Below are 21,710 nucleotides of genomic sequence, written 5' to 3' on the forward strand. Positions count from 1 at the left end.
CGCCCTGTCACTCGAGTATCGCCACTCCTGACACTCTGTCACCATGCCAATTCGGCCAGTCTCCTGGCATATGCGAGGGCGCGATTGGCCGAAACGGCTCGAAGGGCCCTCCGACCGGGCCTTCCTCGGCATGACCTCCGAGGTGATCGACGCCCTCCGGCAGGTCCGGGCGTCGTATGCGGTGCCGGAACGAGGAGGCAGCAGTCGACTCCGCACCCGGTCACCGCCCCATACGTATGTCCTCGACGGAGGGTTCAACGATCATGCCCGCGGCTCAAGACCGCCCAGACCGCTACGAGACCACCGTCGCCCGCTGTCTCCAGGCCTGGAACACGGGTGGCGGGGAGGCGCCGGCCGAGGCGGTCGCCGCCTGGGCCGCCGACGGCGGCTACACCGACCCGCCGGCCGACGTGCGCGGGCACGCGGAGATCGCCGCCCTGATCACGGCGGCCCGGGAACGGTTCCCCGGCCCGGCCTTCCACCTGGTCACGGCCGTCGACGGACACCACGACACCGCCCGCTTCGGTTGGGAGCCGGTGGACGAGGCGGGCCGCGGCGCCCCGGGCGCCGGGTTCGACGTGATCACGCTCGACGCCGAGGGCCGTATCCGCGGCGTGTACGGCTTCCTGGACCGGGTGCCCGCGGCGGCGTAGCCGTCGGGGTGCCGGAACCCGCCGCCTCGCGATGAGTTTCTCCGCTCCCGGTGGTCTCTTGTTCGTAGAGCACCACCGGGAGCGAGGACGACACCATGAGCACGCTCGACGAACAGTTCACGGCTCAGCTGCGCAAGAGCCCCGCCAAAGGCGGCTGGACCTACCTCGTGTGGCCCGGGTCCGCCGCCTTCTTCGGCACCCGCGGCCCGGTCAAGGTACGCGGCACCATCGACGGCCATCCCTTCCGCAGCTCCTTCATGGCCCTGGGCGACGGCACCCACAAGCTGCCCGTCAAGGCCGATGTACGCAAGGCGATCGGGAAGGAGGCGGGCGCGTCGGTGACCGTACGGCTGGAGGAGCGGATCGAGGGCTGGATCATCAGCCCTTGCCCTCGATGATCGCGTCGATGCGGGCCAGCTCGTCCGCCTCGAAGTCGAGGCGGGAGACGGCGCCCACACTGTCCTCGATCTGCCGGGCGCTGCTCGCGCCGACGAGCGCCGAGGTGACCCGGCCGCCGCGCAGCGTCCAGGCCAGCGCCAGCTGGGCCAGGGTCTGGCCGCGGGACTTGGCGACCTCGTCCAGCGCGCGCAACCGGCCCACCAGGTCCTCGGTGACGGCCTCGGAGTTCAGGAAGGGGCTGTCGCTCGCGGCGCGCGAACCCTCCGGGATGCCGTCGAGGTAGCGGGAGGTCAGCAGACCCTGCTCCAGCGGGGAGAAGACGATGGAGCCGACCTGGAGTTCGTCGAGGGCGTCGAGCAGGCCCTCGCTCTCGGGGCGCCGGTCGAGCATCGAGTAGCGCGGCTGGTGGATGAGGAGCGGGGTGCCCAGCTCGCCCAGGATGCGCGCGGCCTCACGGGTCTGCTCGGCCGAGTAGTTGGAGACGCCGACGTACAGCGCCTTGCCCTGCTGAACCGCCGAGTGCAGCGCGCCCATCGTCTCCTCCAGCGGAGTCTCCGGGTCGAGGCGGTGCGAGTAGAAGATGTCGACGTAGTCCAGGCCCATGCGCTTCAGGCTCTGGTCGAGCGAGGAGAGCACGTACTTGCGGGAGCCCCACTCGCCGTACGGGCCGGGCCACATCAGATAGCCGGCCTTGGTGGAGATGACCAGCTCGTCGCGGTACGGCGCGAAGTCGGCCCTGAGGGCCTCGCCGAGGGCGGACTCGGCGGAGCCGGGCGGCGGGCCGTAGTTGTTGGCCAGGTCGAAGTGGTTGACGCCCAGGTCGAAGGCGCGGCGCAGGATCGCGCGCTGCGTCTCGACGGAACGGTCGGGGCCGAAGTTGTGCCACAGGCCGAGCGAGAGCGCGGGCAGTTTCAGACCGCTGCGTCCGGTGCGCCGGTAGGGCATGTCCGCGTAGCGGTCGGGGTGTGCGGTGTACAACGCGACTCCAGAGAGGTTGGCACGGTGGGACCGGAGTCCCTGAGAACCGGTGTCCACTCTTTCGCGATCTGGGGGCATTGGTCCAACAGAAGAATCCGATGGGATTCAGCACCTACGCTTCTCAGTCATGGAACTCCGTCATCTCCAGCACTTCGTCGCGGTCGCCGAGGAGGAGCACTTCACCCGGGCAGCCGAGCGACTGCTGGTCTCCCAGTCGGGTCTGTCCGCCTCCGTACGCGCCCTGGAGCGCGAGCTGCAGACACCGCTGTTCGTGCGCACGACCCGCCGGGTGATGCTCACGCCGGCCGGGCGGGCGCTGCTGACCGAGGCGGAGCGGATCCTGGCGCAGGTGCGGTCGGCCCGTGAGGCGGTGGCCGCCGTGCAGGGCGTCCTGCGCGGGATGCTCGCGCTCGGGTCCGAACAGTGTGTCGCGGGGCTGCATGTGGCGGGGCTGCTCGCCTCATTCCGTCGCCTGCACCCGGATGTGGAGATCTGTCTGCGGCAGGCGGGCTCGGGCGCGCTCGCGGAGGAGGTCGCGAGCGGGCGGCTCGACCTGGCGTTCGCCGTGCGGACGGCCCAGGAGGACACCGACCAGCTGCGGGTCGTACCGCTGTCCAGCGAGCCGATGACCGTCCTGTGCCACCCCAGCCACCGCCTCGCGGCCGTCGGCGCCCCCGTGACTCCGCAGGAGCTGGGCGGCGAGGTCTTCGTCGACTTCCACCCGGACTGGGGCCCGCGCCGCACCACCGACGCGGTCTTCGCCGCCGCGGGTGTGCGCCGGGCCGTCGCCCTGGAGGTCAACGACGTGCACAGCCTCCTCGAACTCGTCGACGAGAACCTCGGCATCGCCGTCGTCCCGCGCCACTTCCGCCACAAGCGCGACTCCCTCACCGCCCTCGCGGTGAAGGGCACCGGCGAGACCGTGTACGAGACGGTCGCCCTGCTGCCGCCCCCGCAGGCCACGAGCCCGGCGGCCCGAGCCCTGATGGGACTGCTCGACCCGCCGGTCGCGTGTCCCGAGGTCAGCCGGTGACGGGCGCCCACCGGTGCTTCGAGGTGTCGTACTCGTAGCGCGGCACTCCCTTGATCCCGGTCGTGCGGAAGGGGCGGCCGTCGTCGTCGATCCGGACCGTGCCGGTACGGCCCTCGGAGGACCACTCCAGTTCCAGGTACCAGCGGCAGTCGCAGGTCACCGTCTGCGCGCTGACCCTCAGGACCTCCGGGTCCCCGGCCGACACACTGTACGGAAACCGCACGGCGGGGATCGGTATGTCCAGGTCGGCACCGTCGACCGGGCGGGCGATCGGCCGGTCCTTGTCCAGGTCGACGTCGAAGTACCGAGGGCTGACCCGTCCTCCGCAGCCCTGGTCCATCGCGTAGACGTTGCCCCCGGCGGGAGCCGTGCGTCCGACGACGCGCACCCGCAACGCCGTCAGGACGACGGCCGCGGACTTCCGCCCCTGCACCGTGATCTCCACGATCGTGTTCCGCCCGTGTACCGCCTGCTGCGTCGCGGCCCAGGCGCCCGCGTCCTGCGGCGCCGGTGGCGGGGGCACCTCCTTCGGCGGCTTGGCGATGACGTAGTCGTGACCGCAGCCGAGCAGCCAGAGCTGGGAATTCGCCGTCCAGGTGAGGGGCGCTCCGGTGGCCGGGGCCCGGCGCTCCGCGGGGTCGTCGTCCTTCGTGGGGCTGCTTCCGGGCTCGGTGGGTGTGGGTGTGTCCGAAGGGGTCTTCGTGGTGTCCGCCGGTGAGGGGGACGGGCTCGTGGGGGCGGTCGACGGTCGCTGGGCTCCTGATGTCGTACGGGATGGTGCCGGGTCGCCGCCCCGCACGGTGCTGTCGGCCGGGGGACGGCCGGACGGCAGGGCGGCGAGGCTGCCCAGAGTGGCGAGGAGCACCGCGGCGACGGCCGCGCCGACGAGGGTGCGTCGACGGCGGTGCCAGGGGCGCCGGGGCGGGGCCGGGGCCGCGGTCAGTCGGACCGAGGGGTCCTGCGCGGGAACCGACGAGCCCGGTTCGGCGGCGTCTACGGGTCGCGGCGGTTCGCCCGGCTGAGCGGGATCGGTGGGACCGGTGGTATCAGTGGGACCGGCGGTATCAGTGGGACCGGCTAGCTCGGCGGGATCGGCTGATTCGGCCGACTGCACCGTTTCGGCCCGCCGGCCCGCCTCCGTCGTCGTCGAGGAACCCGCCCCTGCCCCGGCCGTCCGTGTCTTCTGCCGCGCCGCCACCGCCGACAGCCACAGCCGGTGCAGTTCCAGCCGCTCCTCCCCCGTCGCTCCGCAGAGCGCGGCGAAGCGCTCGATGGGCGCGAAGTCGAGAGGGACGGTGTCCCCCGCGCAGTAGCGGTGCAGCGTGGAGGTGTTCATGTTGAGGCGGCGGGCCAGTTGGCCATAGCTCCGGTCCGTGCGTTCCTTGAGCCGCGTGAGCGACGCCGCGAACTCCTGGACGTCATCCGGTGCTGCCGACACTGTTCCCCCGGGTTCTCCCCGCCCCGGGACGGCATCCCAGGACTCCATATAAGGGCACGTCACAAGGGCTGGGATGGTTCCATGGCCGTGAATCGGGCGCCGGCCGTTGCGGCCGCACCCGATGACGGCCGATGCTCTTGGTGTCGCACCGACCAGGCCGGACGGACCATCCGGCGTCGGCGACGAAGAGACACCTCGCACTCATCCACACACTCATTCACGGGGGACACCCATGCCCAAGCGCACCCGAGCAGGCGCACTCACCGCACTCGTCGTCGCGGGTCTCACCGCGGGCTCCGCACTCGCCGCGGGCGCCGTACCGGCGGCCGCCGCGAAGGCGAGCAGCGCACCGAAGTTCCTGTCGGCGTCCGAACTCCCGCCGCACCCCTCGTCATCCTGGACCGCGGGCAGGATCGAGGACGGCGTCCCCGAGGAGTTGCAGTACTGCCTGGGCGACGCGCTCCTGGCGTACGACGGCCGCCACCGCTCGTTCCGAACGGACCTGGACACCGGTGCCAGGCAGCTCGTCGTGGTCGCCGGCAGCGCCGGCAAGGCCAAGGCTCTCGCCACGCGGCTCAACAAGGACTTCCGGGAGTGCGTGAGCGAGTCCTCCGACCCGGACGTCGAGGCCGAGTACCGGGACCTCGGGACGCTCCCCGTCGAGGAGGGCGCCCACGTCCACGGTGTGGCCACCGTCGCGTCCTGGGGGGCCATGGACATCCGGCTCCTGTCGGTGGGCCGGGACGGCCGGACGGTCACCGTCGTGGACTGGGGGCAGATGGGCGGCTTCAAGGACGCACCGGTCAAGGCCTTCAAGAAGACGACGACCACCGCCGTCAACAAGCTCCACTGACCGCAGACCACCGCGAGAAGCGTGGCCGCCCGCCCGCGCGAGGGGGGTCGGTCGGGCGGCCACGCGACAACCCCGGGGCATCACCCTGCCCCGGGGCGACGGCAGGACCACCGAACTGGTCGTCGACATGACCCGCCACTTCAAGATCTGCCACATCGGCACGAAGGGCGCCGCCGGAAGCTGACGCGTTCCCCGCGGCGCGCGTCGGGGAGCGGTGCGGGCACGGCCCCGATGCCCGATGGTGGACGTATGGATGTGAAGGACGTTCTCATCGACGCGTTCGGGCGGATCAAGGAGGAGGTCCACGCCGCCGTGCACGGACTGTCCCCGGCGGACCTCCACGCCCGCCCCGCTCCCGACGCCAACTCCGTCGCCTGGCTGGTCTGGCACCTCACCCGGATCCAGGACGACCATGTGGCCGACGCCTCCGGGCTCGCCCAGGTCTGGCCGTCCCAGGGCTGGGAGAAGCGCTTCGGGCTCGGTCTGCCGGCCCGCGACACGGGCTACGGACACAGCCCGGCGCAGGTCGCCGAGGTACGGGTCGCCTCGGGCGACCTGCTGACCGGTTACCACGACGCCGTGCACGAACAGACGCTGGAGTTCGTGCGCGGCCTCGTGGCCGACGACCTGGACCGGATCGTGGACGAGCGGTGGACGCCGGCCGTCACCCTCGGCGTACGCCTGGTCAGTGTCCTGGCCGACGATCTCCAGCATGTCGGCCAGGCCGCGTACGTACGGGGGTTGGTCCAGCGCGACGACCGCTAGGACCGCTGGGACCGCTGGGACCGCTGGGACCGCTGGGACCGCTGGGACCGCTAGGAGGCGGACGCGTAGCCCGGCAGGACGACGTCCTGGATGAGGGCGTTGCGCTCGTCGAACGGGATGAAGGCGCTCTTGAGGGCGTTGACGGTGACCGTGCGCAGGTCGTCGAGGGTCCAGTCGGCCTCCTCGACGAGCAGGGTCATCTCCCGGGTCATGGTGGTACCCGACACCAGACGGTTGTCGGTGTTGAGGGTGACGCGGAAGCCGAGGTCCCGCAGGGCCGTGATCGGGTGCTCGGCGATGGAAGTGGCGGCGCCGGTCTGGAGGTTGGAGGTGGGGCACATCTCCAGGGCGACACGGCGGTCGCGGACCCAGGAGGCGAGGCGGCCGAGCTTGCCGTCGACGATGTCCTCGGTGATGCGGACGCCGTGGCCGATGCGCTCGGCGCCGCAGACCTGGAGGGCCTGGTGGATGCTGGGCAGGCCGTGGGCCTCTCCGGCGTGGATGGTGAAGGGGACGCTCTCCCGGCGCAGGTGCTGGAAGGCGGCCAGGTGGTCGGCGGGCGGGAAGCCGTCCTCGGCGCCCGCGATGTCGAAGCCCACGACGCCGGCGTCCCGGAAGGCCACCGCCAGGTCGGCGGCCTCGCGGACGCGGTCGAACATGCGCATCCCGCACAGCAGCGTGCCGACGCGGACCGGGGTGCCCTGGGCCGCCGCCTTGGCCATACCGGCGGCCAGGCCCTCCTGCACGGTCTCGACGACCTCGGAGAGTGCCAGCCCGCCGCCCACCATCAGCTCGGGGGCGTAGCGGACCTCGCCGTAGACGACGCCGTCCTCGGCCAGGTCGAGCACGTACTCCTCGGCGGTGCGCAGCAGGCCCTCGCGGGTCTGCAGCACGGCGAGGGTGTGCTCGAAGGTGGCTATGTAGCGCACCAGGTCACCGGAGTTGGCGGCCTCGTAGAACCAGGCGGCGAGGGCCTCCGGGTCGGTCTCCGGGAGGGCGTGACCGGCCTCCGCCGCGAGTTCCACGAGTGTGGCGGGGCGCAGACCGCCGTCGAAGTGGTCGTGCAGGACGGCCTTGGGGAGGCGGCGGATGGTGTCGGCGTCGATGCGGGGCACGGTCATGGCGTTCGTTCCTCGGAAGGTGGTGCGGTGGTTGGGGTGGGGACAGAGGGTCGGGTGGCTCAGCCGGTGGCGGGCTGGAGGAGGTCCCAGCGGTTCCCGTACAGGTCCTCGAAGACGGCGACCGAGCCGTACGGCTCGTGGCGCGGCTCCTCCAGGAACCTGACGCCCGCGGCCCGCATCCGGGCGTGGTCGCGGGCGAAGTCGTCGGTGTGCAGGAAGAAGCCCACGCGTCCGCCGGTCTGGTCGCCGACCCGGCCGCGCTGGGCCTCGTTCTTGGCCCTCGCGAGCAGCAGTCCGCCACCGCGCCCGTCGCTTCCCGGTTCGACGACGACCCAGCGGCTGCCGTCGGGCCTCGATTCGTCCTCGACGAGCCGGAAGCCGAGCGCCTCCGTGTAGAAGCGGATCGCCTCGTCGTAGTCGTCGACCACGAGGGTGACCAGGGCCATGCGTCTCATCGGGGCCTCTCGGGTGGGGCGCGAACCGTGCGGAGATCGCACGGAGAGCGTGCGGTGATCGTCCGAGGCTCGCTCGGGGTTCCCGGGAGGTTATACGTAACACGCGCCGGACGGCAAATGGCATTTTTGTCGTACGTCGCGGGGGGTGCCCGCAGGGCACGGCTGAGGCCCCCCGCCGCGCGGGGGGCCTCAGGATCAGGGAGGGCCGGAGCCCGGGATCACTCGCCCGGCCCCGCCTTGCGCAGGGCGGCGATGCAGGTGTGGAGGGCCTGCTGGAGCTCCTCCAGGCGCTGGAGCATGTCGTCCTCGTAGATGGCGTCGAGGTCGACGGCGTCGTCCAGGGTCAGCTCCTCGAAGACCTTGGTCGCCTTCTGGAGGCTGCTGTAGAACTTCGTACGGCGTTCCTGGACCCGCAGCTCGGGGTCGGCCTGCACGGTCTGGACGACGAGTTCCTTGACGGTGTCGTACGCCTCCGTCGCCCACTCTCCGGTGTCCTCGTCGTCGTCCAGCTCGTCGATGAGGGACAGGTGCCGCTCGGCTTCGGCGCGCAGTTCGGCGGTGGCGTCGATGACCTGGCCGGCCGGGGTCTTGACCTGACCGTTCTCCACGATCTGCCGGACGTAGCCGATCCGGCTGGCCGCCTGGGTCTCGCTCGCGACGGCCTTCTTCAGCTCGTCGGTGCGGGCGATGTCGCGGGCCAGTTCCGTCTGGAGGGAGGGGTCCTCCTTGAGACGGTCGAGGAGGGCGGTGCGGGCCGCCTGCGCGGTGGAGGGGTCGGCGAGGATCGCGGCGCGCAGCGCGGTGGGGTTCTCGGCGACCTCCAGCGCCTTGGTCGGGCGGATGCCCTCGGCCTCGGCCGCCGCCGTGATCGCGGTGCCGCGGTCGGAGGTCGCACCGGACCGGGAGCTGTAGTACGACAGCCAGACGTCCGAGTCCGGGAGGTCGATCTCCTCGCCGGGGGTGAGCGCCTCGAAGTGCGGGACCATGCCGTCGTCGGCCGCCTTGTCCCACGCCTTGTAGTACCGCATGACCCGCTCCGGCGAGCAGCCGGCCAGCTCCGCGAACCGCTTCGCCGACACCTTCGGCGTCTCACCCGCCGCCTCCCCGCCGGGCCGCACACTGCGCGCCACCTTCAGCGCGAAGGCCCAGCCTCCGGTGCGCGCGTACACCCCGAACTCCCGGGCGTCGCGGGCGACCTGCTCGTGCACGGCGTCGACCGGCGCGTCGCCGCCGGGCGCCTGCGCGGGAACACCGGCGGGCGCCTGCGCGGCGACCTCGTCGACGGATGGCTGCGCGGCCACCTCGGCGGACGCCGGCGCGGCCACCTCGGCGGAGGGCTCCGCGGAAGCCTCCTCGCCGGAGGGCTGCGCCGGCACCTCGACGCCGGACGTGCTCTCGCGGGCCTGCCCCTCGGCCGCGCCGGGCTCGACCCAGAACTCCTCGTCCCGCGACGGCGCTCCGCCGGTCGCGGGCGTCTCGTCGGCGGGCGGTACGGCCGATGCGGAGTGGGCGGTGGCTACGCTCACGGGTGACTCTCCCGGGTGGTGACGAACGGCAGGGGCAGAACTGGCAGCCTATATGAACCTGTTGGTGTCGCTTTGCCCTGACGCCTCGCCTCGGTGCACGGCGTTCAGCCGGGCCACCTCCTGCGCCGTGAGCCGGAGGGCACCGGCGGCGATGTTCTCGGCCAGGTGGTCCGGGTTTCCCGTGCCGGGGATGGCGAGGACGTGCGGCCCCTGGTGGAGGGTCCAGGCGAGCCGGATCTGGGCGGGCGTGGCGTCGTGGGCGCGGGCGACGGCGAGCAGTTCGTCGTCGTGCGCGGTGCTCGCGCCCTCGGGTCCCGCTTCGCCGGCGATCGCGTAGAACGGTACGAACGCGATGCCCTGTTCACCGCAGATACGGAGCACGTCGTCGGCGGCGGGGTCCGGGCCGCGCAGTCCGTACTGGTTCTGGACGCAGACCACCGGTGCGATCGCCTGGGCCTCCGCGAGGTGCCGGGGTTCGACGGCGGAGATCCCGAGATGCCGGATGAGCCCGGCCTCGCGCAGCTCGGCCAGCGCGCCGAAGTGCTCGGCGATGGAGTCCTGCCGCATCCGGCGCAGATTGACGACATCGAGATGGTCGCGGCCCAACTGCCGCAGGTTCTCCTCGACATGGCCGCGCAACTGGTCGGGGCGCGCGGCCGTGCCCCACTCCCCCGAGTACTCGCGGTGCGGCCCGACCTTGGTGACGACGACCAGGTCGTCCGGGTAGGGCCCGCCCAGTGCGCTGTTGATCAGCTCGTTGGCGGAGCGCAGGGAGGAGAAGTAGAAGGCGGCCGTGTCGATGTGGTTGACGCCCAGCTCGACGGCGCGCCGCAGCACGGAGATCGCCCCCTCGCGCCCCCTCGGCGTCCCGAGATGGAAGGCGGCGCTGCCGGTGAGCCGCATCGCACCGAGACCGACACGGTTGACCGGCAGGTCGCCCAGCGTCCACGTGCCGGCGGCGGTCGCGGTGATCGTCTCCGAGGTCATCACCGCAGTCTCGCACGCGCCGGGCACGGGGGTACGGCCGTGGCCGGCCGCACCCCCGGCGGAAGTCAGGTGCATGACATCCAGAATATGCCGGTGTCAGCAGTACAGGTTGCCGCCCGCCGAGGTGCCGAGGATCTGGACGAACCGCTGATACGCGCTCACCCGGCTCTGCACCTGGGCGGGGTTCTTGCCGTCGCACTCCAGCGAGCCGTTGATGCTGCGGATCGTGTGCCCGAAGCCGGCGCCGTTGACCATCGCGTTGTGGCCGGTCATGGTGCCGGGGCCGGTCTGCGTGTTCCAGTACCACAGGGCGGTCTTCCAGGCGACGGCCGCGTCGTTCTGCACCAGCCAGGGGTTGCCCAGGAGGTTCAGGCCGAGCGCGTCGCCGGCCGCCTTGTAGTTGAAGTTCCAGCTGAGCTGGATGGGGCCGCGCCCGTAGTAGGCCGCCTGTCCGGCCGGGCAGCCGTACGACTGGCTCCAGTCGCAGTAGGTGGGGTAGTTGGCGGTGTTCTGCTCGACGATGTGGACGAGTCCGCCGGTCTCGTGGTTGACGTTGGCGAGGAAGGCGGCGGCCTCCTGCTTCTTGACGGTGTCGCTGCCGGTGGTGGCGAACGCCGGGTAGGCGCTCATGGCCGCCCGCAGCCCGCTGTACGTGTAGAACGAGTTCCGGTTCGGGAACATCTGCTGGAACTGCGCCTCGCTCACCACGAAGCCGGAGGGGTTGGTGGGGCCGTTCTCGCAGGCGTACGGCTCCCAGTACCAGGTGCTGATGGTGGGGTCGTACCCCGGGTTGTCGTGCTCGGCGATGTACGCCTTGCCGTCGGTGTAGCGCACGATGTCGCCGGTGACGTAGGACCGGCCGGCCGTCCAGCTCGCGTAGCTCGAACAGGGGGCGGCCGACGCGCTCTGGGCGGGCAGCAGCAAGGGGGTGGAACCGCCAATGACCAGCGCGGTCAGTACGGCGGAGATACGACGCCTCGACACGGGACCAACTCCTTCGTGGAGCACGGCCGCACCCGGGCAAGGGCCCGAAGGGCATGACTGGGACAGAACCTCGCGCGCACGCGCCGGCGGGACCGGCCACGGCGTGGGGGCGGCCGTGGTGGGGGGTGTGGGGCACACTCAACCGCGTTGGTCTGTACCAGTCAAGGGTGTAGACCAGTCGACTCGTTTGACACGAGGTCAGGTCAGTCGTCGGGGCAGCCGAGCCAGTAGCCGAAGCCGCGCCGGGTATGGATCAGCGCGGGTTCCTCCTGATCGGTCTTGCGCCGGAGCCTGGCCACGAGTTTCTCGATCGCGCCGTGCGCGCGGTACTCGCCCCAGACGTGCCGACCGATCTGCTCCTTGGACAGCACCCGTTCCGCGTTCGCCAGCAGATACCGCAGCAGCCGGTACTCGGCGGGCGTGAGGCACAGCGGCCTGGTGCCGCGCCGCGCCTCGCACGCGGCGTCGTCCAGGACCAGGTCGCCATAGCAGGGCATGCCCTCGGGCCGTTCGGGGCCGCCCCGGCCGCGCAGCAACGCCCGGGCGCGGTCGAGGACTTCGGCGATGCGTACGGGCTTGACGACGTAGTCCTCGTCGCCGGGCCGCAGGCCGGGAAGCAGGTCGTGGAGGGTGTCGCAGGTGGTGAGGAACAGCAGCGCGGGCCGGTCCGCAGGCGCGCCGCGCCGGCCCCGCCCGAAGCGCTCCGGGTCCGGCAGCGCGGCGTCCCAGACGGCGAGGTCGTACCCGCCATGGGCGATCCGCAGGGCCCCCTCGGCGCCGGTGACCGCCGTCGCGACCCGGTATCCGGCCAACTCCATGGTGGTGGCGAGGAGTTCGGTGACATCAAGGTCGTCGACGACCAGCAGGACGTGCTGCGCGGTGCCGCGCGGCGACGACGGTTTCCCGGTGAGCAGACTGCGCATGACAAGACCGTTCGCGTAGGGCTTGCGTGGGGGGATCGCGCGGCGCGCCGTATCAGTCGGCGGGCCGGGGCTCGACGACCATCTCGGCGTGTTCGACGAAGTCGTCGACCAACCGGTTGAAGAGGTGGGCGAGTTGCCGCAGGTCCTCCGTCGACCACTCGTCCAGCACCGCCCCGATGCCCCGGCGGCTGGCCTCCCTGACGCGGTCGAAGGCCGCGAGACCGGCGTCGGTGATCTGGACGCGCTGCGCCCGGCGGTCCTCCGGGTCCGGGACGCGGACGACATAGCCGTCGCTCTCCAACTGCCTCAGCTGCCGGGTGACATGGGACGCCTCCACGGACAGCCGGACCGCGAGCACCCCCGGGCGCAGCGGCTCGCTCTCGGCGATGTGCCGCAGGATCGACACGGAGGCACGGTCCAGGGACAGTCCGCTGTCGGACATCAGACGCTCGTGCTGACGAGACCGGCCGGCCAGATACGCGACACGGGTGAGCAACCGCTCGATCTCGGTCACGTCCGCGAGGGCGGCCGCTTCGGTGGGGCGCGGTGTGGACATGCGGCCACCGTAGCAGACATTTGCCTAAGTCAAGCAACGTTGCAGGGGTCGCCCCACACGCGTCGGCGCCCCGGACGACACCTGGTCGTCCGGGGCGCCGGCGTACGGGAGTCGGGTCCTCGTGTCAGCCGAGCTTCAGCTGGTCCGTGCCGTGCCCGATGTGCGCGACGACCAGCCCGGCGCCGGACACCTCCGCGTACTCGGCGGTGTGGTGACGGAAGACGCCGCCCGCCTCGGGCCCCCTGCGGGCCTCGACCGTCCAGCGCAACTCGTGGAAGAAGAACCAGTCGTCGAAGTGCTGCTTGACGACCTCGATCTCCCGGACCTCGTAGTGGGCGTAGAACTCCTCCAGGTGGGCCCTCAGTTCGTCCTTGGTGTGCAGTTCCACCAGGGTGCCGACACCCGCCGCGTAGTCCCGCACGCCCGTCTGGATCTCGGGGTGGGCGCGCTCGACGATCGCGTCCACATCGCCCTTGCGATAGGCGTCGAGCAGCGCGTCGTGCACCCTGGCCACGGCGAACCTGCTGGCCAGCGCCCCGTCGGCCGGGTCGCCCGGCAGCGACTCGCGCTGCGTACGGCCCCAGAAGAGCTCGCCGGTGATGCCCTCGGAACCCATCGTCGGGAACAGCACGATGATGGGACGCTCGCTCTCGGCACCGGTGTTCTTGTCACGCCCCCGGCCCGAGCCGCTCACGAACGTGTACCAGGAGGTGTTGATCTCCGCCACGGGCCGGATCCCGACCACGGCGGCGAACCGGTGCATGTTGCGGTAGCTGCTCTCGATGGCCTCGTACGTGTCGACGATCCGCTGCGTCGGAATCTCCTTGCCCTCTTCGAGGGTCGGGACGACGGTGTACGCGTAGGGCCCGCTCGGCGCGAGCGTCGCCAGGATGTCCTCGACGATGTCGACGTACTCGGCCTTGACGTGCTTCCAGGCGACCGCCGAGGTCTGCACCTGGAGGTCCGATGTGACGAGGAGATCCTCGACCTTGGCCCGGTCTTTCATGGTCTTTCTCCTTACGGGGCAGAACGCCCCGGTGGGGGGTGGAGCGAACCGTCGCTCGTGGAGCCGCCGGGGGCGCGGCCCCGACGATCACATGCAAGCGCAGCGGCCTGACCGCTTGCGCCCTGCGACCTGACATCGGACCGACGTGGCGCAGGTCACACCCACGGCGCCCGCGCCCAGGGGTCCGGCCGAGTCCATGGAGGTCGAGGCGAGATCGTGGACGAGGACGAGGTGATCCGCCGGCCCCGACGATGTGATCTTTGGGGCCGGAGCCGGGGAGAATCACCCCATGACCACGTCACCGCACCCCCTCGTCGTCCAGGCGCGCAGACTCGCCGCCGAGGTGCTCGCGCCTCAGGCGGAGCGCGTCGACCAGGAGGGGGTACCCGCGAGCAGTATCGAGGCGATCAAGCGGTCGGGGCTGCTCGGAGTGAGCGCGCCGGTGGCCTACGGCGGGTCGGGCGCCCCCCATTCCGTGGCACGGGAGACCGCCGAGATCCTGGCGGGGGCCTGCTGCTCCACGTGGTTCGTGCAGACCCAGCACTACACACCCGTACTGACCCTGGTGAAGAGCGAACTCCCCGCCCGCGAGAGCCTGTTGGGGAAGCTGGCCACCGGCGAACTGCTGTCCGGCGTCGCCTACGCGCATCTGCGACGGTACCCGCAGGTGCCGGTCCGTGCCGTGCCGAAGCGTGGTGGCTGGCGGTTCCACGGCACGGTCCCCTGGTACACCGGGTGGGGGCTCAACGATGTGATGCTGCTGGCCGGCGTGACGGACGCCGACGAGGTGGTGTTCGCCTTCACCGAGGCCAAGCAGCAGTCCGGTCTGAAGGCCTCCGCACCCATGCGGCTCGCCGCGCTCACGGCCGCCCGTACGGTCTCGCTCCACCTCGACGGGCTGTGGATCCCCGACGACGCGGTGGCGCTGCACGCGCCGTACGAGTCCTGGGCCGCGAGCGACCGTCCCAAGCCCACGAACGCCTCGCCGGCGGTGTTCGGGGTCGCCGAGTCGGCCCTCGGCCTGCTGGAACAGGACGACCCCACGACGAAAGGGCTGCGTCTGCGGCTGGACAAGGTACGGCGCCAGGCGTACGCCCTGGCCGACCATCCGGCGCCGCACGAGCACATGGAGGAGCGGCTGGCCCTCAAGACGAAGGCGTTCGACCTGATGCGCACGGCGACGACCGCCGCGGTCGTCGCGGGCGGCGGACGCGCCCTCGACCTGGACAGCCGCGCGCAACGGCTGGCCCGCGAGGCGCTGTTCCTGCTGGTGCAGGGCCAGACCTCCGAGGTGCGCCGGGCCCACCTCGGCGCGCTCTCGGCCGCGTACTGACCCTCGCGGAAACCACGCGCAGCGGGGTCGAGCGGCCCCCGGCCGGTGTCGTGTGATGCTGGCGTCATGACTGCTCGGCGCGAGATCTCCATCGTCCGCTGGTCCGGCCGGACCCCTTCACGTCGAGGCCGGGCCGGCCCCGTTGCTGGCCGCCTACCATCTGCGGACGGAGGCCGAGAAGGGCCGCCCCGTCGCCGAGGTGGACGGGCTGCCGGATCGCTACCGGGCGGAGATCTCCGACCCGGGGAGTGCGTTCGCCGGCGATGTCGTGCTGGTGGCCGTGAGCGGGGACACCGCGGTGGGCTGTGTGGTGGTGACCGCCCCCGCCGACGGGCGGGCGGAGATCAAGAGACTCTGGACGGACCCGGCGTTCCGGGGCCGTGGCATCGCCTCCGGCCTCCTCGACGCCGCGCTCGCGCAGGCCGCGGAGCACGGCGTGGACACGGCGAGTTCAACCAGTCGTTGCAACACCGGGCTGTTGCAGCGAGCGTAGCTGCTCTTCGAAGACCTCGGCGGGTGTCCGCCAGCCGAGGGTCTTGCGGGGCCGGTTGTTGATCGCCATGGCGACGGCTTCGAGGTCCGTGGACGACCACCGGGACAGATCGGTGCCCTTCGGGAAGTACTGACGCAGCAGCCCGTTCGTGTTCTCGTTCGTCGGTCGTTGCCAGGGTGAGTGGGGATCGGCGAAGAACACCTTCGTCCCGGTATCGATGGCGAACTGGGCGTGGCCGGAGAGTTCCTTTCCGCGGTCCCAGGTGAGGGTTTTGCGTAGCTGCTCGGGCAGCTGCGTCATCGACGTCGTGAGCGCCGCGTTCATCGCGATCGCGCCATAGCCCCCGAGTGAGGTGCCGTTCTTCACGGGCGGATTCTCGCCCCAGCCCTCGAGCCGGGGCAGGTGCACCAGGAGCGTGGAGCGGCTGCTGCGCTCGACCAGCGTGCCGATCGCGGAGCGACCCGTCCCGATGATCAAATCGCCTTCCCAGTGTCCGGGGACCGCGCGGTCTGCGGCCTCGGCGGGGCGTTCGCTGAGGATGACGTCCGCGGTGACATGCCCCTGCGGTTTGTTCTGTGACCGTGCACGGGGAGTCCGCAGCGCCCGGCCGGTGCGCAGACACGTGACCAGTTCCCGCTTGAGCGCGCCACGGCCCTCGATGAACAGCGCCTGGTAGATCGCTTCGTGGCTGATGCGCATGGACTCATCATCGGGGAAGTCGACATGGAGACGGTGCGAAATCTGCTCCGGGCTCCATGCCGTCGCCCATCGTCTGTCCTGCCGGTGCGGCTTGTTCAGCCCTTTCCATGCGGGCGTCCTGGGCCCGGCGACGATCGTGTTGTCGGGGCGGCGGACACTGCCGACGAGCCGGTCCTGCACGTACTCACGCAACCTGTCGTTGCCTGTGAGCTTCGCGGTCCTCGGGCGCTTGGCGGCCTGCTGTGCTTTCCACTGGGCGACCGTCGCGCGGTACTCCTGCTTGCCGCCGCGCGTGGCGGCGTTGCGGCGCAGTTCGCGAGAGATCGTTCCGGGGTCACGCCCCAGGGCGCGGGCGATCTCGCGCACGCCCTTGTTCATCGCCCTGAGGATCGCGATCTCCTCGCGCTCCTCGAACGCGAGGTACCGGCCCGTGGGCTCGGCCAACGAGATCGGAGGCATGCCGCCAGCGTGACGAAACCACCTCGCACCCACCGGCCACGACACGCCGACCGCCAACGACGCCTCCACCGTCGTGACCCCCGTGGCGATCAGCCGCCAGAACTGGCGCTGCACGACTCGAGACGGATCAGGCCGCCCCGGCGAACGCATCGCCGGCCGCAACGCACGATCAGCGCGCCACTGCCGACGCCGACCCTCCGGAACATCGCTGGTCTTCAAACTCCAGTCCGCCGTGGCCACGTCGCACACCTCCGAGATCAAAGTGTTGCGACGACCAGTTGAATCCACCCACCGTGCGGCTGTCGGTGTGGAACTGGCGGACCGGGGCCATCGCCCTCTATGAACGGCAGGGCTTCGGCGTCACCGCGTCATGGGACGAGCGGGAGCAACTGGTGTGCATGGAGCGCGCGGTGTGAGCGTCACGCTGTGCCGGCGCCTGGTGCGGCTGGGTGCGAGCGCCCGGTGCGGCCCGCTGCCGCCCACCGCCCGCCCCCGGCCACTCGCTTTCGCCGCTGTGCCCTCTAGCCGCGGCAGGCATCGTTTGCCCGTCAAGGAGCGGCGTCCGGTGCGTGCTCTCGGCGTGCCGGGCGCAAGTCCTCGTACTGGAGGTACTTGGGCTTGCGTCCGGTGCGGCGAGTGGGGGCACCTCCCGCGCCCTTGAGGCAGCGGGGGAGCGTGCCGGGCGTCGCGACGGGGCAAACGTTGCCTGCCCCGGCACTAGCTCGCGAACGGCACCTGTGCCGTAGGGACCGTCGGCTTGGCGAAAGGGTGGCGCCACAGGCCCTGGGCGGCGAGGCGAGGGAGGACGCCCTCGCCGAACCAGTACGCCTCCTCCAGGTGCGGGTAGCCGGAGAGGACGAACTCGTCGATGCCGAGGGCGTGATACTCCTTGATGCGCTCGGCGACCTCTTCGTGGCTGCCCACCAGTGCGGTACCAGCGCCGCCGCGCACCAGGCCGATGCCGGCCCAGAGGTTGGGGTGGATCTCCAGGCCGTCCCGGTTGCCGCCGTGCAGGGCGAGCATGCGCCGCTGCCCCTCGGACTCGCTGCGGGCCAGTCCGGCCTGGACGGACCGTACGGTCTCGGCATCGAAGCCGTCGAGCAGCCGGTTCGCCTCCGCCCAGGCCTGCTCGGCGGTGTCACGGGTGATGACATGCAGCCGGATACCGAAGCGGAGGGTGCGGCCCTCCTTCGCCGCCAGCCCCTTGATCCAGGCGATCTTCTCGGCGACCTTGGCCGGCGGCTCGCCCCAGGTGAGGTAGACGTCGACATGCCGGGCGGCGATCTCCCCGGCGATGGGTGAGGAGCCGCCGAAGTACACCTCGGGCACCGGATCGGGCACTCGGGCCAGCCTCGCGTCCTCGACCCGGAGGTGCTCACCCTTCAGGTCGACGGTCCTGCCCTCCCACAACTCCCTCACGACTTCCAGGAATTCACCGGTACGGCGATAACGGTCGTCCTTGTCGAGGAAGTCGCCATAGGCGCGCTGCTCATGGCCCTCGCCGCCGGTGACGACGTTGAGGAGGAGCCGCCCGTCGGTGTGCCGCTGGAAGGTGGAGGCCATCTGGGCGGCGAGCGTGGGCGAGACGAAGCCCGGCCGGAAGGCGACCAGGAACTTCAGACGTTCGGTGTTCTGGCTGACCATCGCGGTCGTCAGCCAGGCGTCCTCGCACCAGGCACCGGTGGGGGTGAGCGCGCCGACGAAGCCGAGGTCCTCGGCTGCGCGGGCGATCTGGCTCAGATAGGCGACCGTCGGCGGTCGGTCCCGGCCCGACTCGGTGGCGGGGGTGCCGTGGCCGCCGCCGACGACGTGTCGGCTGTCGCCGTTGGTGGGCAGGAACCAGTGGAAGGTGAGGGACACGTGGGGTCTCCGATCAGGAAGGCCCGCGGCGACAGGTCATCGGGGTCGCCCTTCAGAGCAGGCCGTGGCGTGGGGGTCGGGTGCCGTTGAGCACGTACCGGCCGATGTGCTGGACCTTCCAGCGCGCCGGGTCGTGCAGGGTGTGGGTGCGGGCGTCGCGCCAATAACGGTGCAGATTCGCGGAGTTGAGGGCGGAGCGGGTGCCGGAGACCTCGAAGAGGGCGCCCGAGATCTCGACGGCCGTGTGCGCCGCGTGCGCCTTCGCGGCGGCCACGGCGATGGAGGCCTCGGCCGCGGAGTCGTCGGTGAGGTCGGCGCGGGCCGCGTCGACCTCACGGGCCGCCTCCCGCAGCAGAGCCCTCGACGCCCGTGCCTGGACAACGAGTTCACCGAAGCGCTGGATCAGCAGAGGGTCCTCGGCCGCCGTCTCGAAGCCGCTCTCGAACCAGGGCCGGCTCTTGGTGCGCACGAACGCGACCGCCTCCGCGAGCGCGCCGTCGGCGATCCCGACGTCGATCGCCGCGTGCAGCAACTGGGCGACAGCACCGTGGAGTTGGGGACCCCGGAAGGTGAGGTGGTGCGGCAGGACCCGGTCCGCCGGGACGGATACCTCCTCCAGCCGGACCGTGCCGCCGGCGGTCGTCCGCTGGCCGAGGCCGTCCCAGTCGTCGACGACCGTGACGCCCGGGGCGTCCCCGGGCACGTACGCGACGTGCAGATCGTCGTCCTCCGCCCGCGCGAGCACCGGGATCCAGTGGGCGAACAGGGCGCCCGTGGCGTAGTGCTTCACCCCACTGAGGAGGTACGAGCCGTCTTCCTGTCGCGTGAGCCGGGTGCGGATGTCCTGGATGTGTCTGGTGCCCGCCTCGGACTGGGCGTTGCCGAAGCGACGCCCGGCGAGGAGCTCCCCGAAGAAGAACTCGCGCTGCTCGGCCGTTCCCTGGCGTCGGATCACGTTGACGTATGCGAAGTGGCTCTGCGGGATCTGGGCGAGGCTCGCGTCGGCGGAGGCGAGCAGTCGGAAGACCTCCGCCAGGGTCTCCTGGCGCACATCCGCTCCCCCGTACTCGGCGGGCACGGTGACGGCCAGCAGCCCGGAGGCGGAGAGCCGGTCCAACTCGGCGCGCGGAAGCCGCCGTTCGGCGTCCCGCTCCGAGGCCCCGGCACGGAACTCCTCGGCGAGCGCGGCGGCGGCGACGGTCAGGGCCTCGACGTCGTCGGCGATGACCTTGGCGGCCGGGGAATCGGCGGTGGCATCGGACAGGGAGCCGGCCGGGGCGTCGGTGGGGGCGTCGGTCATGGGTCAGCTCGCGGCGGCCAGGACCGGCGCGGGGCCGAGCGCGGTGAGGAACTGGTCGACGACCTGACCGAGGGCCTCGGCCGTGGCCGGGGCGACCGACACCTTGCCGTCCTCGCCGACGGTGATGTCCTTGTCGAGGGTGAACCAGCCGGGGACGATGTGCCGGGCGCCCATGGAGCTGAGCACCGGCCGCAGGGCGTAGTCGATGGCGAGGACGTGGGCGGTGGTGCCGCCGGTGGCCAGGGGCAGCACGGTCTTGCCGGTGAGGGCGTACTGCGGGAGCAGGTCGAGCAGGGCCTTGAGGACCCCGGAGTAGGCGGCCTTGTAGACGGGCGTGCCGATGACGATGCCGTCGGCGCGCTCGAAGAGTGCGGTGGCCTCGACGATGGCCGGGTGCTTGAAGTCCGCCCCGAGCAGGGCCTCGGCGGGAATGGTGCGGATGTCGAGCGGCACGACCTCATGGCCCTGGGCGATCAGACGGGCGTCCAGGTGGCGCACGAGCTTCGCGGTGCGGGAGGAGACGGAGGGGCTGCCGGAGACGGACAGGACGGTGGCCATGGGTCCTCTTTCTGGGAGCCCGGGGTGCCCGTACGGACGGGCACCCCGGAAGGGAGTGGTCAGGAGTACCAGGTGGGTTCGGGCAGTTCGCCTTCGAGGACCCAGCGGCCGACCTCGCGGCGCTTGTAGGCCACCGGGTCGTGGAGGGTGTGGGTACGGATGTCGCGCCAGAAGCGGTCGAGCCCCTCGGAGGTGGCTGTCGAGCGGGCGCCGGTCACCTCGAAGACGCTGTTCGCGATCTCCAGGGCCACATCGGTGGCGCGCGCCTTGACGGCCGCCACCCTGACCTCGAAGTCGCCGCGCGTCTTCTCGGTGACGGCGTCGGGGTCGTCGTGCAGTCGCTGTCCCTCGGCGGCGACGGTGTCGGCGAGGGCCTCGACCGCCCAGAGCTTGGCGGTCAGATCGCCGTAGACATCGATGACGTACGGCTCGTCGACCGCGCGCTCGTGTCCGCCGTGCAGCCACGGCCGGGACTTCGTACGGGTGTACGTCGCCGCCGTCTCCAGAGCGCCGGCCGCGATGCCGAGGTAGAAGTTGACGAAGACGAGTTGGATGGTGGGGACGTTGAGGGTGTTGTACGTGCGGGGCCGGAACTCCTTGTCGACGTAGCCGGCCGCGGAGGACCACGGGGTGCGGACGCCGTCGAGGGTGACGCCGCCGCTCTCGGTGAGCCGCTGGCCGATGTTGTCCCAGTCGTCGTGGAAGGTCAGGCCCTCGCTGTCGGAGGGGACGATCGCGAAGACGTGGCTGTCGGTGCCCTCCAGGACGCCTTCGATGACGGTGACGTCGGAGACCTTGCTGCCGGTGGAGAAGGACTTGCGACCGGTGAAGACGAGGTCGTCGCCGTCCTCGGTGACCACGACGTCCTTGTCGCGCGGGTTGACGGCCCCGCCGAAGAACCAGCGGCCCCGGGCGGCCTCGGCCTCCACGTGCTCCCACTGTTCGCGGGTGCCGACCAGCCGGGCGGCCCAGTTCCAGAGGTAGTGGTAGCCGAGGAGCTGGCCGATGGAGCCGTCGGCCTTGGCAACCTCGCGGACGACCCGGTAGGCGGTGGGCCAGTCCTGGCCCGCGCCGCCGTGCTCGGTGGGGCCGAGCAGGGTGACGAGGCCGGAGTCCTTCAGCAGTTGGACCTCGGCGTACGGGGTGGCTCCGGCGCGGTCGCGCTCGGCGGCGTCGGTGGCGAGGACGGCGGCGACCTCGCCGGCGCGGGCGATCCACTCCTGGGCGGTCCGCGGCGCGGGGCCGGTCTTCCAGTCGGTGGGGGTGGCGGTGCTCATGCGTGATGACCTCTTTCGCAGTGCGGTGCGCAAGCAGTGGGGTGTTGCGGTGGC

The 21,710-nt window shown here is 71.4% G+C and carries 21 protein-coding genes and 2 pseudogenes; 8 read left to right on the forward strand and 15 right to left on the reverse strand.

Annotated elements, in window-relative coordinates; genetic code table 11:
• The first annotated feature begins 263 nt into the window (after window positions 1–263).
• Window positions 264–653, forward strand: a complete 390-nt coding sequence (locus tag OG272_RS02120; protein ID WP_327731747.1) for a nuclear transport factor 2 family protein — start codon at window positions 264–266, stop codon at window positions 651–653.
• Between the two features lie 95 nt (window positions 654–748).
• Entirely contained in the window at window positions 749–1,051 is a 303-nt protein-coding gene (locus OG272_RS02125) for a DUF1905 domain-containing protein (RefSeq protein ID WP_327731746.1), read from the forward strand.
• Here the strand turns inward: OG272_RS02125 and mgrA are convergent.
• Window positions 1,032–2,030 (reverse strand): L-glyceraldehyde 3-phosphate reductase, encoded by a 999-nt coding sequence (gene mgrA, locus OG272_RS02130; protein ID WP_405892324.1) that lies wholly within the window; start codon window positions 2,028–2,030, stop codon window positions 1,032–1,034. The two genes, OG272_RS02125 and mgrA, sit on opposite strands and share 20 nt — an antisense overlap.
• 127 nt (window positions 2,031–2,157) lie before the next feature.
• Between mgrA and OG272_RS02135 the strand changes: the two genes are divergently transcribed.
• Entirely contained in the window at window positions 2,158–3,063 is a 906-nt protein-coding gene (locus tag OG272_RS02135; protein WP_326585280.1) for a LysR substrate-binding domain-containing protein, read from the forward strand.
• Here the strand turns inward: OG272_RS02135 and OG272_RS02140 are convergent.
• Window positions 3,053–4,501 (reverse strand): helix-turn-helix domain-containing protein, encoded by a 1,449-nt coding sequence (locus tag OG272_RS02140; RefSeq protein ID WP_327731745.1) that lies wholly within the window; start codon window positions 4,499–4,501, stop codon window positions 3,053–3,055. The genes OG272_RS02135 and OG272_RS02140 overlap by 11 nt on opposite strands.
• A gap of 232 nt (window positions 4,502–4,733) precedes the next feature.
• Here OG272_RS02140 and OG272_RS02145 point away from each other — a divergent pair, with 232 nt between their 5' ends.
• Window positions 4,734–5,354, forward strand: a complete 621-nt coding sequence (locus OG272_RS02145) for a hypothetical protein (RefSeq protein WP_327731744.1) — start codon at window positions 4,734–4,736, stop codon at window positions 5,352–5,354.
• A 249-nt stretch (window positions 5,355–5,603) separates the two neighbouring features.
• Window positions 5,604–6,119, forward strand: coding sequence for a mycothiol transferase (locus OG272_RS02150; RefSeq protein WP_327731743.1), 516 nt, complete (start codon window positions 5,604–5,606; stop codon window positions 6,117–6,119).
• Window positions 6,120–6,169: 50 nt separating this feature from the next.
• On the opposite strand, the gene OG272_RS02155 is transcribed toward OG272_RS02150, so the two are convergent.
• The 8 genes from OG272_RS02155 to OG272_RS02190 form a co-directional block, all read right to left on the reverse strand.
• Complete coding sequence (locus tag OG272_RS02155) at window positions 6,170–7,240, reverse strand: adenosine deaminase (RefSeq protein WP_405892327.1); 1,071 nt, start codon at window positions 7,238–7,240, stop codon at window positions 6,170–6,172.
• 59 nt (window positions 7,241–7,299) lie between these two features.
• The gene (locus OG272_RS02160; RefSeq protein WP_405892329.1) at window positions 7,300–7,695 is read right to left on the reverse strand and encodes a VOC family protein; all 396 of its coding nucleotides are present in this window, start codon (window positions 7,693–7,695) and stop codon (window positions 7,300–7,302) included.
• A gap of 218 nt (window positions 7,696–7,913) precedes the next feature.
• Window positions 7,914–9,221: a hypothetical protein gene (locus OG272_RS02165; protein ID WP_405892331.1), complete on the reverse strand. Its 1,308-nt coding sequence runs from the start codon at window positions 9,219–9,221 to the stop codon at window positions 7,914–7,916.
• A gap of 48 nt (window positions 9,222–9,269) precedes the next feature.
• Window positions 9,270–10,208, reverse strand: a complete 939-nt coding sequence (locus tag OG272_RS02170) for an aldo/keto reductase (RefSeq protein WP_327732373.1) — start codon at window positions 10,206–10,208, stop codon at window positions 9,270–9,272.
• Between the two features lie 96 nt (window positions 10,209–10,304).
• Window positions 10,305–11,192 (reverse strand): glycoside hydrolase family 19 protein, encoded by an 888-nt coding sequence (locus OG272_RS02175; protein ID WP_326585273.1) that lies wholly within the window; start codon window positions 11,190–11,192, stop codon window positions 10,305–10,307.
• Between the two features lie 203 nt (window positions 11,193–11,395).
• The gene (locus OG272_RS02180) at window positions 11,396–12,115 is read right to left on the reverse strand and encodes a response regulator transcription factor (RefSeq protein ID WP_327731741.1); all 720 of its coding nucleotides are present in this window, start codon (window positions 12,113–12,115) and stop codon (window positions 11,396–11,398) included.
• Window positions 12,116–12,167: 52 nt separating this feature from the next.
• Entirely contained in the window at window positions 12,168–12,671 is a 504-nt protein-coding gene (locus OG272_RS02185) for a MarR family transcriptional regulator (RefSeq protein ID WP_327731740.1), read from the reverse strand.
• Between the two features lie 124 nt (window positions 12,672–12,795).
• Window positions 12,796–13,677: a hypothetical protein gene (locus OG272_RS02190; RefSeq protein ID WP_327731739.1), complete on the reverse strand. Its 882-nt coding sequence runs from the start codon at window positions 13,675–13,677 to the stop codon at window positions 12,796–12,798.
• 289 nt (window positions 13,678–13,966) lie between these two features.
• Here OG272_RS02190 and OG272_RS02195 point away from each other — a divergent pair, with 289 nt between their 5' ends.
• On the forward strand, window positions 13,967–15,010 hold the full coding sequence (locus OG272_RS02195) for an acyl-CoA dehydrogenase family protein (protein WP_326585269.1): 1,044 nt from the start codon (window positions 13,967–13,969) through the stop codon (window positions 15,008–15,010).
• Window positions 15,011–15,076: 66 nt separating this feature from the next.
• Window positions 15,077–15,455 (forward strand): annotated as a pseudogene (locus tag OG272_RS02200) (GNAT family N-acetyltransferase); the annotation flags it as partial.
• Between the two features lie 6 nt (window positions 15,456–15,461).
• On the opposite strand, the gene OG272_RS02205 reads toward OG272_RS02200, so the two are convergent.
• Window positions 15,462–16,661: an IS30 family transposase gene (locus tag OG272_RS02205; protein WP_327726190.1), complete on the reverse strand. Its 1,200-nt coding sequence runs from the start codon at window positions 16,659–16,661 to the stop codon at window positions 15,462–15,464.
• Between the two features lie 290 nt (window positions 16,662–16,951).
• On the opposite strand from OG272_RS02205, the pseudogene OG272_RS02210 reads away from it, so the two are divergent.
• A pseudogene (locus OG272_RS02210) lies at window positions 16,952–17,077 on the forward strand (GNAT family N-acetyltransferase); the annotation flags it as partial.
• A 301-nt stretch (window positions 17,078–17,378) separates the two neighbouring features.
• Here the strand turns inward: OG272_RS02210 and OG272_RS02215 are convergent.
• The 4 genes from OG272_RS02215 to OG272_RS02230 are packed head-to-tail and all read right to left on the reverse strand — an operon-like array spanning window position 17,379 to window position 21,656.
• Window positions 17,379–18,521, reverse strand: coding sequence for an LLM class flavin-dependent oxidoreductase (locus tag OG272_RS02215; RefSeq protein ID WP_327731737.1), 1,143 nt, complete (start codon window positions 18,519–18,521; stop codon window positions 17,379–17,381).
• Between the two features lie 52 nt (window positions 18,522–18,573).
• Window positions 18,574–19,821 carry an SfnB family sulfur acquisition oxidoreductase gene (locus OG272_RS02220; RefSeq protein WP_405892334.1) on the reverse strand — a complete coding sequence of 416 codons (1,248 nt, stop codon included), beginning with the start codon at window positions 19,819–19,821 and terminating at the stop codon, window positions 18,574–18,576.
• A gap of 3 nt (window positions 19,822–19,824) precedes the next feature.
• Entirely contained in the window at window positions 19,825–20,379 is a 555-nt protein-coding gene (gene ssuE, locus OG272_RS02225; RefSeq protein ID WP_326585265.1) for an NADPH-dependent FMN reductase, read from the reverse strand.
• Window positions 20,380–20,438: 59 nt separating this feature from the next.
• A complete protein-coding gene (locus OG272_RS02230) occupies window positions 20,439–21,656 on the reverse strand; it encodes an acyl-CoA dehydrogenase family protein (RefSeq protein ID WP_405892337.1) in 1,218 nt (405 codons plus the stop codon).
• Between the last annotated feature and the right edge of the window lie 54 nt (window positions 21,657–21,710).

It is taken from the genome of Streptomyces sp. NBC_00104 (assembly GCF_045160825.1).
Lineage (GTDB): Bacteria > Actinomycetota > Actinomycetes > Streptomycetales > Streptomycetaceae > Streptomyces.

Bases quoted from the DNA above. Each gene is read 5' to 3' on its own strand.
- OG272_RS02120 (WP_327731747.1), top strand. From the start codon at position 264: ATGCCCGCGGCTCAAGACCGCCCAGACCGCTACGAGACCACCGTCGCC.
- OG272_RS02155 (WP_405892327.1), bottom strand. From the start codon at position 7,240: ATGACCGTGCCCCGCATCGACGCCGACACCATCCGCCGCCTCCCCAAG.
- OG272_RS02220 (WP_405892334.1), bottom strand. From the start codon at position 19,821: ATGACCGACGCCCCCACCGACGCCCCGGCCGGCTCCCTGTCCGATGCC.
- OG272_RS02185 (WP_327731740.1), bottom strand. From the start codon at position 12,671: ATGTCCACACCGCGCCCCACCGAAGCGGCCGCCCTCGCGGACGTGACC.
- OG272_RS02160 (WP_405892329.1), bottom strand. From the start codon at position 7,695: ATGAGACGCATGGCCCTGGTCACCCTCGTGGTCGACGACTACGACGAG.
- OG272_RS02135 (WP_326585280.1), top strand. From the start codon at position 2,158: ATGGAACTCCGTCATCTCCAGCACTTCGTCGCGGTCGCCGAGGAGGAG.
- OG272_RS02170 (WP_327732373.1), bottom strand. From the start codon at position 10,208: ATGACCTCGGAGACGATCACCGCGACCGCCGCCGGCACGTGGACGCTG.
- OG272_RS02205 (WP_327726190.1), bottom strand. From the start codon at position 16,661: ATGCCTCCGATCTCGTTGGCCGAGCCCACGGGCCGGTACCTCGCGTTC.
- OG272_RS02180 (WP_327731741.1), bottom strand. From the start codon at position 12,115: ATGCGCAGTCTGCTCACCGGGAAACCGTCGTCGCCGCGCGGCACCGCG.
- OG272_RS02145 (WP_327731744.1), top strand. From the start codon at position 4,734: ATGCCCAAGCGCACCCGAGCAGGCGCACTCACCGCACTCGTCGTCGCG.
- OG272_RS02190 (WP_327731739.1), bottom strand. From the start codon at position 13,677: ATGAAAGACCGGGCCAAGGTCGAGGATCTCCTCGTCACATCGGACCTC.
- OG272_RS02150 (WP_327731743.1), top strand. From the start codon at position 5,604: ATGGATGTGAAGGACGTTCTCATCGACGCGTTCGGGCGGATCAAGGAG.
- OG272_RS02230 (WP_405892337.1), bottom strand. From the start codon at position 21,656: ATGAGCACCGCCACCCCCACCGACTGGAAGACCGGCCCCGCGCCGCGG.
- OG272_RS02195 (WP_326585269.1), top strand. From the start codon at position 13,967: ATGACCACGTCACCGCACCCCCTCGTCGTCCAGGCGCGCAGACTCGCC.
- OG272_RS02125 (WP_327731746.1), top strand. From the start codon at position 749: ATGAGCACGCTCGACGAACAGTTCACGGCTCAGCTGCGCAAGAGCCCC.
- ssuE (WP_326585265.1), bottom strand. From the start codon at position 20,379: ATGGCCACCGTCCTGTCCGTCTCCGGCAGCCCCTCCGTCTCCTCCCGC.